Consider the following 17,346-nt stretch of genomic DNA (forward strand, 5'->3'; position numbering starts at 1 on the left):
TCCCGGTGCCGATTGGCCCGGAGATGTCCCTCTCGGAAGCCGTCCGTGAAGCGACGGCAATTCTGGGTGCAGCAGGCGTTCCCAGCCCCCGGGTGGACGCCGAGTTGCTGGCTGAGCACCTGCTTGATGTGGGGCTGGGACGGCTTCGCGCCATGCTCCTGGGCGATTACCGGGCCCCCGAGGGGTATGCCGAGCTGGTGGCCGAGCGCGCGCAGCGTGTTCCGCTCCAGCACATCACCGGCGTTGCACATTTCCGCTACCTCCAGCTCGCTGTCGGGCCTGGCGTCTTCGTCCCCCGCCCTGAAACGGAATCAGTGGTTCAACTGGTGATCGACCGCCTTCAGGGGATCGAGCGGCCCAAGGTGGTTGATCTGGGCACAGGTTCCGGCGCAATTGCCGGATCAATTGCTCATGAAGTTCCGGGCGCTGAAGTTGTTGCCGTCGAATTCAGCGAGTTCGCGCACGCCTGGGCGCAGAAGAATCTTGCCCCGCTCGGCGTTGAACTCGTCAGAGGAGACCTGCGGGATGCCCTGCCGGAGCGAAGCGGGACGTTCGACGTCGTCGTCTCCAACCCGCCGTACATTCCCTCGGAAGCCATTCCGAATGAACCTGAAGTGGCCCTTCACGATCCGCCGGAGGCACTGTACGGCGGGGGAGCGGACGGCATGGAGCTTCCGACGGCGGCCGCTGCCTCTGCTGCCCGGCTTTTGGTTCCGGGCGGATACTTTGTCATGGAGCACGCGGAAGTCCAATCCGGCTGGATCGCCACCATGCTGAACAGGACCGGATTGTGGTCAGAGATCACCGCCCACCGTGACCTCAACGGTAAAGAAAGGGCTACGAGCGCTGTCCTGGCGGAATCGCCGCCGCCGCTGATGAAAGAATAGGGCCGTGACCACAACCTACAACTGCACCGCATCCACTGAGCGCTATGAAGGACTGCAGCATGCCCAGCGTGCGATCCGGGAGAACAAATGCGTGGTGCTGCCCACTGACACCGTCTACGGGATCGCGGCGGATGCCTTTTCTCCCCAGGCTGTAACCATGCTCCTCGTGTCCAAGGGCCGCGGCCGGCAGATGCCCCCGCCCGTCCTTATCCCGCGGCTCAACGCCCTGGACGGTCTGGCAACGGATGTTCCCGCCGAGGCGAGGAAGCTGGCCGAGGAATTCTGGCCTGGAGGACTGACGTTGATCCTCCATGCCCAGCCCTCGCTCGACTGGGATCTCGGAGAGACCAAAGGCACCGTGGCCCTGCGGATTCCCGCGGATGAACTTGCCAGGGATCTGCTTAACCTCACGGGGCCGTTGGCAGTCTCGTCGGCGAACAGGACCGGCCAGCCGGCTGCCCGCACGGCCGGAGAGGCCCGGGAGCAGTTGGCTGAGTCAGTAGAGGTCTACCTTGAGGACGGCCTTCGCCCCGAGGGCGCGTCCGAGGCCGTGCCATCCACGATAGTTGATGCAACGTCGCTGCCGCTGCGGGTCGTGCGGGACGGGGCAGTCAGTCTGGAGCGGTTGCGCGAGGTTGTGCCCGGAGTCCTGGGTCTGGGGGAGGAAGCCCCGGAACAGGATGCTCCTGAAACAGAGGCGCCTGGGACGGAGGCGCCTGAAGCCGAGTCTCCGGAGCCTTCGAGCCCGGAGATCCCTGAAGCCGAGGCTGTAGCAGCAGAGAGCCCTGTGCCTGCGGGTCCGGAAGCCACCCCTGAGACTGAGTCCGAACCTGCAGAGAGCCCTGAGCCTGCGGGTCCGGAAGCCACCCCTGGGACTGAGCCCGAACCGGCGGAGAAGCAGGGGAGCGTGCCCACAAGCGGACGCGACGACCGATGAACCTTGTCCGCGAACAGATCCCGGTGCTCGGCGTTGACGCAACCCCGCTGACTGTCGATGAGCTGATTGACGTCCTGGCCACCTTCATCGACGACGGAACAACCCGGACCGTCGTCGGGCACAATCTGCACAGCGTCACGCTGACGCTTTCTGACTCCTGGTTCCGGGAGCTTTACGAGCGCAGCGATGTGGTGCTTCTGGACGGCGCTCCGCTCCTTTGGCTGTGGGGCAGGGGCCGGAAACCGCGTCCGGAGTCCGACGCGTCCCTTATGGCTTACCGGCTGGGTTCCACTGACTGGATTCCTGCACTGGGGACTGTTCCCGGGCTTGAACGGATTGCGGTTCTGGGAGCAGGACAACGTGCCAACGATGGTGCAGTTACCCGGCTCAAGGCCCTTATTCCCGGTGCAAATGTGGCAGGCATGCCCGGGGAGGCATGGAACCCCGCCAAAGAGGACGACGCCGTCGCCTGGCTTCAGGCGTTCCGGCCGCAATTGGTTCTTGTGGGCCTGGGGATGCCGTTGCAGGAGGCAGTGCTGCAACGCACTTTGGAGGCCTTGCCTCCGGCCGTGTACTGCACAGTGGGCGGAGCCATTGAACAGCTGGCCGGTATCCAGAGGCTCGCGCCACGCTGGCTTGGCCGGATGGGCCTGGAGTGGGCGTGGCGGCTGATGCTCCACCCCCGCCGTGTGGCTTACCGGGTCTTCGGTGAACCCTGGGTGCTGCTGGCGCTTCTTCTCCGCCGGAGGCTGGGCGGCCTCCGGCGTTAAGGGCTCGGCGCCTCCGGGGGCTAGAAGTTCTGATCCTCCAGGCGGGCGAAGCCCTTGGCTCGCAGGCCCATGGAGAACGCACGGAACCAGTCCCTCAGGCCCCGGAGGTCACCCCGGCTCAGGAAATAGCCCAGGTAGCCACCGACGTCGGCAACGAGGGACTTTACCCTGAAGTACCGCCTGATGAGGTAGCCGCGGTTGCGGTAGTAGTAGTAGCGCTTGAAAGCGCCCTCGGGAACGATGACGTGCCAGCGGGGGCCAAAGACGTGCTGCGTCTCCGAAAACGCATGCGGGTGCGTGATGCTTGCTGTTGTTACGGTGCCGAAGCGGATCCCGGCTTTGCGCAGCCTGATGGTGAAGTCCACCTCATCGCCCCGAATGAACAGCCGGATATCGGGCAGCCCAACCTTGAAGAACACGTCCGAACGGATCAAGGCACCATTGAAAAAGTGTCCGTCATTCGGAATGAAGCCGATCTTTTCAACCTCAGCGCGGCTGTGGGTCACCTTGCCGTCGAGGCGGAAGAAAAAGGAGAGCCAGTCCGGCTCGCCCGGAGCCATCACCAGCGGGACCACGGCTTCGAGGTCACGCGACTCCGCCTCCTGGATCAGCGTGGCGAGGCACTCGGCGTCGCCAGGCTCGGCGTCGTCGTCCATCATCCAGATCCAGCGGGCACCGCTGGCCATCGCCTTCAGTACCGCGAGGGAAAATCCTCCGGCTCCACCAAGGTTCGCCTCTGAGCGGATGTAGTCAACGTTCTTGTGCGACTCGGCTACGTCCCTCGCCGGTACCGTGCCGCTGTCAACAAGGCAGATGGTCTTTACCGGTGCGGTCTGGCTGTTGATCGCGTTCAGAAGTACTGCGAGTTCCCCGGGTCGGTCAAACGTTACTGCGGCTACTGCAACCGACGAGGGCATCGCGGTTTCCTTTCGTCACGGCGTGGCGCTTAGGGCGTCACTCGGCCGTGTGACGCGAGCCATTCAGCCGTTGGCATTAGTATCTTGAATAGAGTCCACTGTATTACAGCCCCAAGTGGCATGACGCACCGCCTGCGCAGGCATGGCAACGGAGAACTTCCATTAATCAAGAATCAGACCTACATCCATTGAGCCCCCGAATCCCAAGATGCACCGCTGTGGCGCGCCCTCGGGCCGTGGATTCGTCATCGTCTGCGGACGCCCGGTTGGCGCTGCATCCTGGAGCCGCCTCGTGATCATGTACCTGCTTATGGGGCTTACAGCTGCCATAGTGTCGTACTCGGTAACGTGGGGGGCGCGGTTCGTTGGCAATCGCCTCAAGCTGTTCATGCCCATCAGGAGCCGGGACACACACTCGCATCAGGTTTCCAGGCTTGGCGGCGTAGGCATCTTTGCCGGTTGCCTGGTTGCCCTGATCGTTGCCAGTCAGTCCACCTTCGTCAAGGACATCTTCCGCAACAATGACGCCCCGTGGGGAGTCATCGCCGGGGCCATAGTCATTGTCTTCGTGGGAGTTGCCGATGACCTCCTTGACCTGCGCTGGTGGATCAAGCTCATTGGCCAAAGCGCTGCGGCCCTTGTGGTGGCCATCTGGGGCGTCCGCATGACGGTGATTCCGTTTATCTCCGACCAACCCATCCACGTCGGCTCCGAGCTCCTCACCATTATCCTGACGGCCGGATTGATCGTAACCACCATGAACGCCTTCAACTTCATCGACGGCCTGGACGGCCTGGCCGCCGGAGTGGCCATCATCGGCGGGGCAGCCTTCTTCCTGACGGCGTACTGGGTTCACCGGAACAACCCGCAGACTGACAACTCGGACCTGGCTACGCTCCTCACCGCAGTGCTCGTAGGAAGCTGCATCGGCTTCCTGCCCCACAACTGGTTCCCGTCGAAAATCTTCATGGGAGACTCCGGTGCCATGCTGATCGGCCTGCTGATGGCATCGGCAGGCATCGTGGCAACGGGCCAGATCACCTCGGGGCTGTACGACCGGGCGAACGGTATCCCCACCATCATTCCCATCCTGCTTCCGTTCGCGGTGCTCTTCCTGCCGCTGCTGGACCTCGGCCTGGCGGTGGTGAGACGCACGGCTCTGGGGCGTTCGCCCTGGTCGGCTGACCGTGGCCATCTCCACCACAGGCTGATGGATATTGGCTATTCACACCGCACAACAGTCCTGCTGATGTACGTGTGGACGTGCATCCTTGCCTTTGGGGGACTGGCCTTCGCTGTGTTCCCATGGCAGATCGTCCTTGCCGTGGACCTGTTCCTGACACTGGGAATGGCGCTCGTCACGGCATGGCCGTACCTGAGTCGCCGCGGTAACGGTACCTCGGCGTAACAGTGGTTCAGTAATAATTTCTATCTCGTGTAGAATTCAGGGGCAGCCAAAGCTGCCACTCCACCACGCCGCCAGCAGGCACCGACGATTGGGATCTGATGACCTCCAACGCCGAGCACGGACGTTCGTCCGGCACTGCGGCCGTTGGCGTCTCCGGCCCCGCGAAGTCATTGTGGCTTGGCTTGTTAGTGCTGAGTTCTGTCGCGGCTGGTGCAGCCGTTCTTATCACAAGCCTGATCGCACTCGCCTTTAATGGCTCCAGCGCGCTGCTCTCGAGCAGTTTCGGCGGAGCGCTGGTCATGTTCTTTTTCGCCATCAGCCTTTTGATCGGCCATTTTGTTGGCCGGACAAATCCATCAGGTGCCGTTGGGCTCTTCGTAGCCACATACTTCGTCAAGGTGGTCGGCTTTGCCGTCGTCCTCTTTATAGTCGGAGAGCCCGAATGGCTGCACGAACGCTGGTTCCTGATCGGCGCCGTCGTGGCCGTGGTGATCTGGCAAGGCGCAGAAATCCGTGGCTTCAGTAAAGCACGCTTGCAAATCTACAACGACCCCACATCCACCAAAGGCGGCAGTGATGACTAGTCGCAAACCAGGACGCAAAGTCCGCCCCAAAGCTCCCCGCACGGGTACCGGCGCTCCCGGTGTATCAGCGGACGGCCGCGACGGCGGATACAACGCTGGGATTGCCGTATTCAGCTACATCATTGGCGGAATCATCGTCTGGAGTTTGATAGGGTGGGGTCTGGATAATCTGTGGGGAACCCGCTGGATTGTGCTCGCTGGCGCTCTGCTTGGAGCCGCGGGAGGGTTCTATCTTTCCCATATGCACGGCCTTACCAGTTCACGAAAAACTACTGGGCAGAGCAATGCTTCCAGCGGCCCGTCCGATGATGGGAACAGTAATGCCAAATAATTTCACAACGGGGGACGCGGATACGAATTTCGCCGGACCCCTACCAACGCCCAATGACGGACACTGCAGAGAGGAAACGCGTTGATCGCGCTTGCGCTCCCGGCCCAAAATACAGGAGACTTCACTCCTCCTGGAATTAACGAAATGCATCTGCCGGCAATCCTGCCGTGGGGTGCGGCAGACGGATTTTCCAAGCAGATGCTGCTGGTGGTCCTGTCGGTCGTAATTATCGCTACATTCTTTCTGCTCGCTGCGCGGAAGCAGCAGTTGGTTCCCGGCAAGCTTCAGTTCGCTGGCGAAATGGCCTACGGCTTCGTCCGCAACAGTATCGCCAAGGACATCATTGGCGGCAAAGACTTCATGAAGTACGTGCCGCTGTTGTTCAGCCTCTTCTTCTTCATCCTGGTGAACAACATCTACGGCGCCATCCCGCTGTTCCAGTTGCCCACGTTCTCGCACGTCGGCGGCGCTTACGTCCTCGCAGGCATTGTTTACGTCACCTGGATTGCCATCGGCATCAAGAAGAACGGCGTCAGGTACTTCAAGCTGGCAACCGTTCCGTCAGGTGTTCCGTTCTACATCCTGCCCATCGTTGTCCCGATCGAGATCATCTCCAACTTCGTGGTCCGCCCGGTGACGCACAGCCTCCGTCTTTTTGCCACCATGCTCGCCGGCCACCTCATCGTGATGATTGCCGGCTACGGCATCGAGTTCCTCGTGACGCAGGAAAACATCCTGCTCCAGGGCACCTCTGTGCTTGTGCTGGCAGGTGCGATCGCCATGTACATGCTCGAGGCCCTGATCATGGTGCTGCAGGCTTACGTCTTTACGCTGCTGACAGCGATCTACATCGAAGGCGCGCTGCACGCCGACAGCCACTAGGCACCCACAAACTTCCCCTCGCGGGGATGAAGCAACCCAAACAACCTGCCACACGGGTGGCATCTTGAAAGGAAGAAAAATGGAAGGCTCCATCAACGGCTCCCTCAACCTCATCGGCTACGGTCTCTCCGCAATCGGCGGTGGTATCGGTGTTGGTCTCGTGTTCGCCGCTTACATCAACGGTGTGGCACGTCAGCCGGAAGCCCAGCGCGTTCTCCAGCCGATCGCATTCCTCGGCCTCGCGCTGACTGAAGCCCTCGCCATCCTCGGCCTGGTCTTCGCCTTCGTCCTGAGCTAGTCCTCAGAACGAAGCGACAATTCAGAACCGAGAAGATAAGGACGGGTGAAATATGAATCAGCTGATCATCTCAGCCGCCACTGAAGGCGGCGCGGCAGCCAACCCGCTGGTGCCCAACCTGTGGGAAATGTTCGTCGTTCTCGTTGGCTTTGCACTCCTCATGTTCATCGTGGTCAAGTTTGTTGTCCCGATGTTCGAGAAGACGTTTGCAGAGCGCGCCGAGGCGATCGAGGGTGGCATCGCCAAGGCTGAAAAGGCCCAGGCTGAAGCTTCTGCCGCACTCGAAGAGTACAAGCAGCAGCTCACCGACGCCCGTGCCGAAGCTAACCGCATCCGCGAAGAAGCCCGCGCAGAAGGTGCCCAGATCCTTGCTGATCTGAAGGAAAAGGCTGCTGCCGAGTCTGCACGCATCACCGCTCAGGCTCACACGCAGATCGAATCAGAGCGCCAGGCGGCTGTTGTCGCCTTGCGTTCCGAGGTTGGCACGCTGGCCACGACTCTCGCCGGACGCATTGTGGGCGAAGCCCTCGATGACGACCAGCGGGCCGCCCGTGTGGTTGACCGCTTCCTGGCAGAACTGGAGAGCCAGAACGCAGGTGCAGCTAAGTAATGGCAGGTGTATCGAGCGAATCGCTGACCAAGGCTTTGGCTGCGTTGGAAGCTAAGCTTCCTACGGCTTCGCTGCAGTTGGCTAAAGAACTCTTCGGCATTTTGGGAACGGTAGACACGTCCGCTGGCTTGCGGCGTGCGCTTACCGACCCCTCCCGTAACGGCGAAGAAAAGGCGGCGCTGGTCCGGCAGCTTTTCAGCGGCAAAGTGTCCGCTGATGCTGTCGAAATCGTGAGCGGACTGGTCAGCTCACGCTGGGCGTCGGCACGCGATATTGGCGATGCACTCGAGACCCTTGCCGCTTCGGTGGTTATCGCCGTCGCTGAAAACAAGTCGGCCGTCTCTGCCTCAGGGATCACCGGGCTGGAAGAGCTGGAGAATGATCTTTTCTCCTTCAACCAGGCCGTTGCCTCCAACCATGAGGTTCAGCGTGCTCTGTCCGAGCCGCAAGCAAGCGCTGCAGCGAAGGTAGCTTTGGCCGAAAAGCTTGTTCCTGGAGCAGGCGAGGAAGCAAAGGTCCTGATCGGTCAGGCTGTAACCCAGCCTCGCGGCATCAAGCCCACCCGGCTTGTGGCACGCTTTGCGGAGTTGGCAGCCAAACGCCAGCAGCGTTGGATCGCAACGGTGAGCGTTACCCGTCCGCTGACGGAAACGCAGGCCAGCAGGCTTCAGGCGGGGCTCAACGCCCTTTACGGGCGCGAGCTCAAGGTCAACATTAATGTTGACCCCACCCTCATTGGCGGAATCCGGATCCAGGTGGGCGATGAAGTTGTTGACGCTTCGGTCGTCACCCGTTTGGGTCAGTTGCACCGTCAACTCGCCGGCTAAACCGGACAAAGCACAAACCTTACTGATAGAAACCCCGGTCATCGTGAGCAACGATGATCACGAAACAGGAGAGCAGGGACTGCAGATGGCCGAATTGACCATCAACGCCGACGACGTCCGTAATGCGCTGAACGAGTTCGCGGCGTCCTACGAACCCGGAAACGCAGAGCGCGTAGAGGTCGGCCGCGTGACCACCGCAAGTGACGGCATCGCCCGTGTTGAGGGCCTTCCCTCGGTCATGGCGAACGAGCTGCTTCGCTTCGAAGACGGCACTCTGGGCCTCGCCCAGAACCTCGACGTCCGCGAGATCGGTGTCATTGTCCTCGGTGACTTCACCGGGATTGAAGAAGGCCAGGAAGTTCACCGTACGGGACAGGTTCTGTCTGTCCCCGTTGGCGACGCCTTCCTTGGCCGTGTTGTTGACCCGCTGGGCGTGCCCATCGACGACCTCGGTGAAATCAAGGCCGAGACCACCCGCGCCCTGGAACTCCAGGCACCGGGCGTCACTCAGCGCAAGTCTGTGCACGAACCGATGCAGACCGGCCTGAAGGCAATCGACGCCATGATTCCGATCGGCCGTGGCCAGCGCCAGCTGATCATTGGTGACCGCCAGACAGGCAAGTCGGCAATCGCCATTGACACGATCATCAACCAGAAGGCCAACTGGGCTTCGGGAGATGTGACCAAGCAGGTTCGCTGCATCTACGTCGCCATCGGCCAGAAGGCATCGACCATTGCTGCCATCCGCCAGACCCTCGAGGACAATGGCGCGTTGGAGTACACCACCATCGTGGCGTCCCCGGCTTCGGACCCCGCAGGCTTCAAGTACCTGGCACCGTATGCAGGTTCTGCCATCGGCCAGCACTGGATGTACGGCGGCAAGCACGTTCTGATCGTGTTTGATGACCTGTCCAAGCAGGCTGAGGCCTACCGTGCAGTTTCGCTGCTGCTCCGCCGTCCGCCGGGACGCGAAGCTTACCCGGGCGACGTCTTCTACTTGCACTCCCGCCTTCTGGAGCGTTGTGCCAAGCTCTCTGATGAGCTCGGTGCAGGCTCCATGACCGGACTGCCCCTGATCGAGACGAAGGCAAACGACGTCTCGGCCTACATTCCGACCAACGTAATTTCCATTACTGACGGTCAGATCTTCCTCCAGTCGGATCTCTTCAACGCCAACCAGCGTCCTGCTGTTGACGTGGGTGTATCTGTGTCCCGCGTTGGCGGTGCCGCGCAGGTCAAGTCCATGAAGAAGGTCTCCGGTACCTTGAAGCTGGACCTGGCTCAGTACCGCGACATGCAGGCCTTCGCCATGTTCGCCTCGGACCTCGACGCTGCTTCCCGCCAGCAGCTGACCCGTGGTGCGCGCCTGATGGAGCTGCTCAAGCAGGGCCAGTACGCGCCGTTCCCGGTAGAGGACCAGGTTGTCTCCATTTGGGCAGGCACCAACGGCTACCTCGACGACGTTCCCGTGGAAGACATCAACCGCTTTGAGTCAGGCTTCCTGGAGCACCTCAAGCACCGGTCCTCCATCCTGACCACGCTTGCACAGACCAACGTCCTCGACGACGACACCGCTGCCGCACTGAAGACCGCAATCGTGGACTTCAAGCAGGGCTTCTTCGGGGAGGGCGACAACCACTTGGTCGGCGCCGGCCACGAGGAGCACTCGGCCATCGATGAGGCTCAGGTCGACCAGGAAAAAATCGTCAGGCAGAAGCGCTAGTTTCGCTGGCAGGGACTGCCGGGACCCCTCGCGGTTCCGGCAGTCCCGGCCATCGGGATCTTAGGAAAGGATAAGTATGGGAGCCCAGATCCGGGTCTACCGCCAGAAGATCAGCTCGACGACGTCGATGCGCAAGATCTTCAAGGCGATGGAACTGATCGCTACCTCGCGCATCGGCAAGGCCCGCGCACGCGTAGCAGCTTCACTGCCTTACGCGAACGCGATCACCCGCGCTGTTTCTGCTGTCGCAAGCCAGAGCGAAATCGACCACCCGTTGACCACCGAGCCGGAGCAGGTCCGCCGCGCAGCAGTCCTGGTAATTACCTCGGACCGCGGCCTGGCAGGTTCCTACTCGGCGAGTGTGCTCAAGCAGGCGGAGGGGCTAAACGAACTGCTTCACGCCGAAGGCAAGGAAGTCAAGACGTACCTCGTCGGCCGCAAGGCACAGGCGTACTTCGAGTTCCGGAACCGCGAATATGCCCGCGTTTGGACCGGCGGCACTGATGCGCCTGAGTTCGAAACGGCACGTGAAGTCGGCGAGGCTCTGCTTGCGGACTTCGCCACGGAATATGAAGAGGGAGGCGTGGACGAGATCCACGTTGTCTACACCCGCTTCAAGTCCATGGTGACCCAGGAACCCACCGTCGTCCGTCTGCTTCCGCTCGAAGTTGTTGAAGAGCAGGCCGCGTCGGAATCGGAACTCCTGCCGCTTTACGAGTTTGAGCCGGAAACCGAGCGGGTACTTGACGCTTTGCTGCCGCGCTACATCGAATCGCGTCTCTTCGCGGCAATGTTGCAGGCTGCTGCCTCTGAGCTTGCTGCCCGCCAGCGGGCGATGAAGTCTGCCGGCGACAACGCCACGGACCTCATCAAGAAGTACACGCGTCTGCGCAACACTGCCCGCCAGGCTGAGATTACGCAGGAGCTTTCAGAGATTGTGGCCGGTGCCGACGCGCTCAACGCGTCGTAGCAGCCACACCCTCTGTTCCAGCTGTACCTGCACAACAAATAAACTTAACCACGCCATCTACTGAGTGAAGTGAGAGAGATGACTGCCACTGCTACCGAACACGTAGCCGCAACGTCCGGTGCCACCGGCCGTATTGCACGTGTTATTGGCCCGGTTGTCGACGTCGAATTCCCGGCTGACGCAATCCCCTCGATTTACAACGCCCTCACCGCCGAGATTACCCTCAACGGTGAGACCCGCCCCATCACGTTCGAGACCTCCCAGCACCTTGGCGATAACCTCGTTCGCGCCATTGCCCTGCAGGCAACCGACGGACTCGTCCGCGGCACGTCTGTGGTTGACAGCGGCGCTCCGATTTCAGTTCCCGTCGGCGACGGCGTCAAGGGACACATCTTCAACGTTCTGGGCCAGCCCCTGGACATTGCTGAGTCCGAACTGGAGACCACGGAACGCTGGCCGATCCACCGCAAGGCGCCTTCGTTCGCCTCGCTCGAAGGCCAGACCGAAATGCTGGAAACCGGCATCAAGGTCATCGACCTTCTCACCCCCTACATCAAGGGTGGAAAGATCGGCCTCTTCGGTGGCGCCGGTGTCGGCAAGACCGTGCTGATCCAGGAAATGATCACCCGTGTTGCCCGCAACTTCGGCGGTACTTCCGTTTTCGCCGGCGTCGGCGAGCGTACGCGTGAAGGAAACGACCTCTGGGTCGAAATGGAAGAGGCAGGCGTCCTCAAGGACACCGCCCTTGTATTCGGCCAGATGGACGAACCGCCGGGAACGCGACTGCGCGTTGCCCTCTCTGCTCTGACCATGGCGGAGTACTTCCGCGATGTCCAGAAGCAGGACGTGTTGCTCTTCATCGACAACATCTTCCGTTTCACCCAGGCAGGCTCCGAGGTTTCCACCCTCCTCGGCCGCATGCCGTCGGCTGTGGGCTACCAGCCCAACCTGGCTGACGAGATGGGCCTCCTCCAGGAGCGCATCACGTCCACCAAGGGCCACTCCATCACCTCGATGCAGGCCATCTACGTTCCCGCAGATGACTACACCGACCCGGCACCGGCCACGACGTTCGCACACCTCGATGCAACCACGGAACTTTCCCGTGAAATTGCTTCCCGTGGTCTGTACCCCGCTGTGGACCCGCTGACGTCGACGTCTCGAATCCTGGACGCCCAGTACATCGGCAAGGACCACTACAACACGGCTGTCCGTGTGAAGCAGATCCTGCAGAAGAACAAGGAACTCCAGGACATCATCGCCATCCTCGGCGTTGACGAACTGTCTGAAGAGGACAAGATCGTCGTGTCGCGTGCGCGCCGTATCCAGCAGTTCCTCTCGCAGAACACCTACACCGCCAAGCAGTTCACCGGCGTCGAAGGTTCAACCGTTTCCATCAAGGACACCATCGAGGGCTTCACCGCTATCTGCGACGGCGAGCTGGACCACATCGCAGAGCAGGCGTTCTTCAACGTCGGCGGACTGGATGACGTCGAGCGCCAGTGGGCCAAGATCCAGGAACAGACCAAGTAATATGGCTGAGCTTGAGGTTGAGATTGTCGCAGCGGACCACTTCGTGTGGTCCGGAGCGGCCAAGATGGTCAAGGCCCGCACCAGCGATGGTGAAATCGGAATCCTGCCCGGCCACTCGCCCCTGCTGGCGATTCTGGCCGAAGGTGAACTGGCGATCCAGCCTGTTTCCGGTGACCGCATTGCTGTAGTTGTTGACGGAGGTTTCTTCTCGGTCGACAACAACAGGGTGGTTATTGTTGCTGACAACGCCCAACTGGGTGACGCGGCTACTGCGGGGATCCGCTAGCAATACCTTGATGGACGCTCTTGGTTATCCGTTCATCGCATTGGCAACTGTCTTTCTGTTGCTGATTTTCACACTGTGCCTTTTCGGGGTGCGCCGCCACAATCTGCGGCGCGCCCTGGGCACCGTGGAGGCCTCCATTTGCACGGCTGGTAACAGCTGGCAGATGGGGGTTTGCCGTTATCAGGACAATGATCTCGAGTGGTTCCGCCTCGTGTCCCTCAGTGTCCGCCCCAAGCACACTTTCCGCCGCAGTTCCCTAGAGCTGCTTGGCCGACGCAAGCCCACTGAGGCCGAGCTGATCAAGGTGCTCCCCGATTCAGTCATTGTCGAACTGCGTTATGAAGGCCAGGAAGTCTTGCTGGCCATGAAGTTTGATGCCTATACCGGATTGTCGTCCTGGCTCGAAGCCGGACCGGTTATCGGTGTAGGCACCTGGCGTTAGCCCCCGTGGACTTCCTCGCTGACGTCCATCTCACGTCCGGACCGGTCATCTGGCTTGCCTGGCTTGCGGGGATCGCGGGCCTGGGCTACCTCCTCTGGCGTCGGGCATCCCGCTGGCCCCTGAAAGTCCTGATCAGCATTGGGACTGCAGCCGTGGCTGTAGTGTCCGTTCACTGGTTGCTTCTGTATGTTTTTGCCGTCTTTTCTGAATCGCTGCCCTCCGAGGTGCTTGCGTGGTCGGTGCCCGCGGTCGCTGCCTTAGTGCTGTGCCTGGCCCGGCTTCCGCGCTCCGGCTGGCGGGCACGGACCCTCTCAACTTTGTCGATGCTGGCTGTGGTGCTCCTTACAACAGTGCAGATCAACGCATACTTCGGGCTGAACCGTACCGTCAGCGACCTTTTGGGTACGGCTGTAGCGCGGGTTCCGCCCTTGGAACCGGCCCTGATGGCCCGTGACGGCGATCCGCCGCCCCGGGACCTGGCCACATGGAGGCCCCGTGGGGAACCTGCCGACGGCGGGGTGCTGAGGACGGCGCACATTCCGGCTCCCGCTTCCGGATTCACGGCCCGTGACGCCTACATCTACCTGCCACCTGCCTACCTTGACTTTCAGCGGCCTGCTTTGCCTGTGCTGGTCCTGTTCGCCGGTCAGCCGGGAGGTCCGGCTGATTGGCTTACCGGGGGAATGCTGCGCGCACACATGGACCGGTTCGCCGCACAGCACCACGGGATAGCACCCGTTGTTGTGGTGGTGGATCCGAACGGATCGGCCAACGGCAACACCCTCTGTATGGACAGCAGGATAGCGAAAGTGGACACCTACCTGTCCCAGGACGTGCCGAACTGGATTACCCAAAACCTCGACGTCGGGAAGGACCACCGCAACTGGGCGGCCGGCGGATTCTCTTTCGGTGGAACCTGCGCCCTGCAAATGGTCACGCGGCACCCGGACGTCTTCAATGCCGCCCTTTCTTTTTCCGGTGAAAGGGAGCCTGCCCTCGCGAAGGAGAGGCAGAAAACGGTAGAAGCAGCTTTTGACGGAGATGTGGCAGCATTCGACGCACAGACTCCCTTGAATATCATGGCCGAGCAGCGCTTTGACGCCAACGCGGTTTTTCTGGGAGCAGGAGCGGGTGATCAGGAGTTCGTCTCCTATCTCGAGGAACTGTCAGCCGCAGCCCGGAAGGCGGGCTTCGCCGTCGACACCAAAGTTGTGGCGGACACCGGGCACTCCTGGGAGGCAACCGCGGGAAGTCTTCCCCAGGCGCTGGACTTTATGGCCGTGCGCTGGGGGATCGGGTCATGACGTCAACGATCCAGAAGGCCCACCTCAGGAGCAGCGCAGGAAAGGGCCTGGTTGCCGGCACCAGGAGAGCGGCCGCCGCCCATTTCAAAGCGATCCCGTTCACTTTGGCTGTCCTCGGTGTTTTCCTGCTGACCGGGTTGGGGACGGGAAGTGTGCTGTCAGGCCCGCCCGAGTGGTCCTTGGATGTGGCCAGTGTCACAGCGTCAGGTCTGAAGGCGGGCCATTGGTGGTGCATGTTCACCTCGCTGTTTTTTGCCACGAATCCAGTGGCCTACGGGCTGGCCGCGCTCATGATCCTGCTGTTGCTGGGGCTCGCCGAGCGCAATCTCGGCACGAAACTGGCAGCCGCTTTCTTTGCCGCCGGTCAATTCGCCGCAGTGACTCTCTTTTTGTTGGTCACACAGCTGGCCCGCTTCGCCGGTGATGCCTGGCTGGGAGCTATGGTCGATGTCCGTTTGATCGGCCCGTACGGCGCGGTCCTGGCGGCCGCCCTCGCTGCCAGCGGGCGACTCCCGACAGTTTGGCAACGGCGCCTGCGCACGGCCGTGCTCTCGGTGTCGTTGTTGCTGGTCCTTTACATCGGTCATGCCGAGACGGTTGTGGGCCTGCTCGGGGCCCTTACGGGGATCGCCGCAGGATGGTGGATCCAGAGTGATCAGGGAAGGCCACGGCGGCACCGTTCGACAGGCCGTGAGACCCGCAACCTCCTCGCGTTGACCGTGGGAATTTTTGCTGTGGGGCCAATCCTGACAGCTGCCGCCCGCAGCCCCAGCGGCCCTTTGGCCCTGCTGCGGGATGTGGTGCTTAATCCGCTGCCCACGCTGAACCAGCTGGAGGTAAGCTGCGGCGGAACTGTCGATGTCAGTTGCCTTGAGGTTGGCAGGCACGGCTTTGCCGGGCCGCTGGGCTTGGCCTTGGCAGTTGTGCCCGTGATTCTCCTGCTGATCTGCGCTGACGGAATGCGGCGCGGACGCAGGCTCGCCCTTCGGATAGCGTTGACCGTCCAGCTGGGTGTTACAGGGCTTTCGGCAGTGTACCTGTCACTGTTCGCACGGATCCCGCACTCCGCTTCCCACCTCCACACACCGGTGATGAGTTCGGGATTTGTCCACGTACTGCCGCTCGTTGTGGTTCCGCTCCTGCTGGCGGCAGTGTTGTGGGCGAACCGGCGACAGTTCCGGGTGGAGTCGACGTCCCGTGCGCGGCGCAGCGTCACCGCGGTGGTCGCTGGATCCTGGTGTGTCCTGGCGGGATCGTATACGGCGGTCTGGTTCGCGGCAGGCGGGATGGAGCGCGACAGCGGCCTCGGCGGGCTGGGGTCGGAGTTAGCCCGGCAGTTCCTGCCCGTGCCGATCCCAAGCATTTACCACCGCATCTTTGACGGCCGTAATACCTTGGAGGGGTTCCTGTTTGCCTATTCCGGACCCGTCTTCTGGCTGGTGGCGTTATCGGCCGTTTGGCTTGTCCTCCTCCGCCGGCATCATCCAAAGGACACCGCCGAAGAGGATCGGGAAGCAGCCTTGAAACTGATCCGGCAGGGCGGCGATTCGTTGTCCTGGATGGCATCGTGGGAGCCCAACAGATACTGGTTTACCGGAAACCGCGTCGGCGCCATAGCCTACCAACAGCACGGCAGCGTGGCACTGACGTTGGGCGGCCCGCTGGGCCTTGCCCGCCACGGAGAGCAGACGGCGGCCGGCTTTTTGGGCTTCTGCACTGAGCAGGCCTTGATCCCTTGCTTCTACTCCTGCACCGGTGAGCTGTGGCCGTTGTTGCGCGAGCGGGGGTTCAAGAGGGTGGTGGTGGCGCAGGAAACCCGGCTTGCCATCCGGAACCTTGAATTCAAGGGTAAGGAATGGCAAAACGTCAGGACAGCCCTGAACCGGGCAGCAAAGACCGGCGTCAAGGCAGTCTGGGGAACCTACGGAAGCCTCCCGACAGCCTTGCGATCGCAACTCATCGAAGTGTCAGAGGAGTGGGCTGCCCAAAAATCGGTTCCGGAAATGGGGTTCACGCTTGGGGGAATTGATGAGTTGATGGATGACGAGGTGCTGTGTTGCCTCGCGGTGGACGCCGAGGGCTTGGTCCATGCGGTGACCAGCTGGCTTCCGGTGTTCGACGGCGGGAGCCGGACCAGCTGGACGCTGGACTTCATGCGGCGGCGCAGTGACAGCTTCCCCGGAATTATGGAGTTCCTCATCGCCTCCGCCGTTTTGGAACTCCGTTCCTCGGTGGAGGTTATATCCCTTTCGGGTTCCCCACTGGCCCAGGAAGCCCAGGGGTTGCCTCCACACCAAGAGCAAGACGACCTGGCCGATCGTTCAGAGGGGTTGGCGGCGATCCTGGATGTTGTGGGAGGAGCACTGGAACCGGTCTACGGCTTCCGTTCCCTCGCGACTTTCAAGTCCCGCTTCAAGCCCGAATACCGGACCCTCTATCTGTACTACCAGGACCCACTCCAGCTGCCTGCCATTGGCCGCGCGCTGAGCCGGGCCTACCTTCCTGGACTATCGGTACGGCAGAGTGCACGGTTGCTTCGCACGCTGGTTAGGTGAAATTCACCAGCCCGATATTTTCAAGGCCTGTAAAACATTTGTTACCGGACAAGACAAAAGCCCTGTCCTGCAAATGAATGAA

At 61.6% G+C, this 17,346-nt stretch carries 18 protein-coding genes; 17 read left to right on the forward strand and 1 reads right to left on the reverse strand.

What is annotated here, in order from left to right; genetic code table 11:
• Nucleotides 1–23: 23 nt before the first annotated feature.
• Genes prmC through M1E05_RS08310 form a run of 3 tightly spaced genes read left to right on the forward strand, consistent with a single transcriptional unit; the run spans nt 24 to nt 2,594 of the window.
• On the forward strand, nt 24–887 hold the full coding sequence (gene prmC, locus M1E05_RS08300) for a peptide chain release factor N(5)-glutamine methyltransferase (RefSeq protein WP_458114524.1): 864 nt from the start codon (nt 24–26) through the stop codon (nt 885–887).
• A 4-nt stretch (nt 888–891) separates the two neighbouring features.
• Nucleotides 892–1,824, forward strand: a complete 933-nt coding sequence (locus tag M1E05_RS08305; RefSeq protein WP_461164980.1) for an L-threonylcarbamoyladenylate synthase — start codon at nt 892–894, stop codon at nt 1,822–1,824.
• Nucleotides 1,821–2,594, forward strand: coding sequence for a WecB/TagA/CpsF family glycosyltransferase (locus M1E05_RS08310; protein ID WP_458111339.1), 774 nt, complete (start codon nt 1,821–1,823; stop codon nt 2,592–2,594). The genes M1E05_RS08305 and M1E05_RS08310 overlap by 4 nt, the downstream gene beginning before the upstream one ends.
• Before the next feature lie 20 nt (nt 2,595–2,614).
• On the opposite strand, the gene M1E05_RS08315 is transcribed toward M1E05_RS08310, so the two are convergent.
• Nucleotides 2,615–3,511, reverse strand: a complete 897-nt coding sequence (locus tag M1E05_RS08315) for a glycosyltransferase (RefSeq protein ID WP_458111338.1) — start codon at nt 3,509–3,511, stop codon at nt 2,615–2,617.
• A 292-nt stretch (nt 3,512–3,803) separates the two neighbouring features.
• Here M1E05_RS08315 and M1E05_RS08320 point away from each other — a divergent pair, with 292 nt between their 5' ends.
• The 14 genes from M1E05_RS08320 (at nt 3,804) to M1E05_RS08385 (ending at nt 17,264) form a co-directional block, all read left to right on the forward strand.
• Nucleotides 3,804–4,919, forward strand: coding sequence for an MraY family glycosyltransferase (locus M1E05_RS08320; protein WP_458111337.1), 1,116 nt, complete (start codon nt 3,804–3,806; stop codon nt 4,917–4,919).
• A 98-nt stretch (nt 4,920–5,017) separates the two neighbouring features.
• Complete coding sequence (locus M1E05_RS08325; protein ID WP_458111336.1) at nt 5,018–5,503, forward strand: hypothetical protein; 486 nt, start codon at nt 5,018–5,020, stop codon at nt 5,501–5,503.
• The gene (locus tag M1E05_RS08330; protein WP_458111335.1) at nt 5,496–5,834 is read left to right on the forward strand and encodes a hypothetical protein; all 339 of its coding nucleotides are present in this window, start codon (nt 5,496–5,498) and stop codon (nt 5,832–5,834) included. Before M1E05_RS08325 ends, M1E05_RS08330 begins: the two co-directional genes overlap by 8 nt.
• An 81-nt stretch (nt 5,835–5,915) precedes the next feature.
• Nucleotides 5,916–6,716 (forward strand): F0F1 ATP synthase subunit A, encoded by an 801-nt coding sequence (gene atpB / locus M1E05_RS08335; protein WP_458111334.1) that lies wholly within the window; start codon nt 5,916–5,918, stop codon nt 6,714–6,716.
• Nucleotides 6,717–6,795: 79 nt separating this feature from the next.
• Entirely contained in the window at nt 6,796–7,014 is a 219-nt protein-coding gene (atpE, locus tag M1E05_RS08340) for an ATP synthase F0 subunit C (RefSeq protein WP_011692451.1), read from the forward strand.
• Between the two features lie 52 nt (nt 7,015–7,066).
• Entirely contained in the window at nt 7,067–7,624 is a 558-nt protein-coding gene (locus M1E05_RS08345) for a F0F1 ATP synthase subunit B (protein ID WP_309106537.1), read from the forward strand.
• Nucleotides 7,624–8,451: a F0F1 ATP synthase subunit delta gene (locus M1E05_RS08350; RefSeq protein WP_458111333.1), complete on the forward strand. Its 828-nt coding sequence runs from the start codon at nt 7,624–7,626 to the stop codon at nt 8,449–8,451. Before M1E05_RS08345 ends, M1E05_RS08350 begins: the two co-directional genes overlap by 1 nt.
• 85 nt (nt 8,452–8,536) lie before the next feature.
• On the forward strand, nt 8,537–10,174 hold the full coding sequence (gene atpA, locus M1E05_RS08355) for a F0F1 ATP synthase subunit alpha (protein ID WP_458114523.1): 1,638 nt from the start codon (nt 8,537–8,539) through the stop codon (nt 10,172–10,174).
• A 76-nt stretch (nt 10,175–10,250) separates the two neighbouring features.
• Nucleotides 10,251–11,144 (forward strand): F0F1 ATP synthase subunit gamma, encoded by an 894-nt coding sequence (locus tag M1E05_RS08360; RefSeq protein WP_458111332.1) that lies wholly within the window; start codon nt 10,251–10,253, stop codon nt 11,142–11,144.
• A gap of 78 nt (nt 11,145–11,222) precedes the next feature.
• Complete coding sequence (gene atpD, locus M1E05_RS08365; RefSeq protein WP_309106540.1) at nt 11,223–12,677, forward strand: F0F1 ATP synthase subunit beta; 1,455 nt, start codon at nt 11,223–11,225, stop codon at nt 12,675–12,677.
• A gap of 1 nt (nt 12,678) precedes the next feature.
• Nucleotides 12,679–12,963 carry a F0F1 ATP synthase subunit epsilon gene (locus M1E05_RS08370; RefSeq protein WP_247042889.1) on the forward strand — a complete coding sequence of 95 codons (285 nt, stop codon included), beginning with the start codon at nt 12,679–12,681 and terminating at the stop codon, nt 12,961–12,963.
• 10 nt (nt 12,964–12,973) lie between these two features.
• Nucleotides 12,974–13,405 (forward strand): DUF2550 domain-containing protein, encoded by a 432-nt coding sequence (locus M1E05_RS08375; protein WP_458111331.1) that lies wholly within the window; start codon nt 12,974–12,976, stop codon nt 13,403–13,405.
• A 5-nt stretch (nt 13,406–13,410) separates the two neighbouring features.
• A complete protein-coding gene (locus M1E05_RS08380) occupies nt 13,411–14,709 on the forward strand; it encodes an alpha/beta hydrolase-fold protein (protein WP_458111330.1) in 1,299 nt (432 codons plus the stop codon).
• Entirely contained in the window at nt 14,706–17,264 is a 2,559-nt protein-coding gene (locus M1E05_RS08385) for a bifunctional lysylphosphatidylglycerol flippase/synthetase MprF (protein WP_461164981.1), read from the forward strand. The genes M1E05_RS08380 and M1E05_RS08385 overlap by 4 nt, the downstream gene beginning before the upstream one ends.
• The last annotated feature ends 82 nt before the right edge of the window (nt 17,265–17,346 follow it).

This window comes from Arthrobacter sp. R4-81 (assembly GCF_054792365.1).

What these genes read in the sequence shown, in the direction of transcription:
- prmC (WP_458114524.1), top strand. Translation starts at nt 24, where the DNA reads ATGTCCCTCTCGGAAGCCGTCCGTGAAGCGACGGCAATTCTGGGTGCA.
- M1E05_RS08310 (WP_458111339.1), top strand. Translation starts at nt 1,821, where the DNA reads ATGAACCTTGTCCGCGAACAGATCCCGGTGCTCGGCGTTGACGCAACC.
- M1E05_RS08315 (WP_458111338.1), bottom strand. Translation starts at nt 3,511, where the DNA reads ATGCCCTCGTCGGTTGCAGTAGCCGCAGTAACGTTTGACCGACCCGGG.
- M1E05_RS08325 (WP_458111336.1), top strand. Translation starts at nt 5,018, where the DNA reads ATGACCTCCAACGCCGAGCACGGACGTTCGTCCGGCACTGCGGCCGTT.
- M1E05_RS08330 (WP_458111335.1), top strand. Translation starts at nt 5,496, where the DNA reads ATGACTAGTCGCAAACCAGGACGCAAAGTCCGCCCCAAAGCTCCCCGC.
- atpE (WP_011692451.1), top strand. Translation starts at nt 6,796, where the DNA reads ATGGAAGGCTCCATCAACGGCTCCCTCAACCTCATCGGCTACGGTCTC.
- M1E05_RS08345 (WP_309106537.1), top strand. Translation starts at nt 7,067, where the DNA reads ATGAATCAGCTGATCATCTCAGCCGCCACTGAAGGCGGCGCGGCAGCC.
- M1E05_RS08350 (WP_458111333.1), top strand. Translation starts at nt 7,624, where the DNA reads ATGGCAGGTGTATCGAGCGAATCGCTGACCAAGGCTTTGGCTGCGTTG.
- atpA (WP_458114523.1), top strand. Translation starts at nt 8,537, where the DNA reads ATGGCCGAATTGACCATCAACGCCGACGACGTCCGTAATGCGCTGAAC.
- M1E05_RS08360 (WP_458111332.1), top strand. Translation starts at nt 10,251, where the DNA reads ATGGGAGCCCAGATCCGGGTCTACCGCCAGAAGATCAGCTCGACGACG.
- atpD (WP_309106540.1), top strand. Translation starts at nt 11,223, where the DNA reads ATGACTGCCACTGCTACCGAACACGTAGCCGCAACGTCCGGTGCCACC.
- M1E05_RS08370 (WP_247042889.1), top strand. Translation starts at nt 12,679, where the DNA reads ATGGCTGAGCTTGAGGTTGAGATTGTCGCAGCGGACCACTTCGTGTGG.
- M1E05_RS08375 (WP_458111331.1), top strand. Translation starts at nt 12,974, where the DNA reads ATGGACGCTCTTGGTTATCCGTTCATCGCATTGGCAACTGTCTTTCTG.
- M1E05_RS08385 (WP_461164981.1), top strand. Translation starts at nt 14,706, where the DNA reads ATGACGTCAACGATCCAGAAGGCCCACCTCAGGAGCAGCGCAGGAAAG.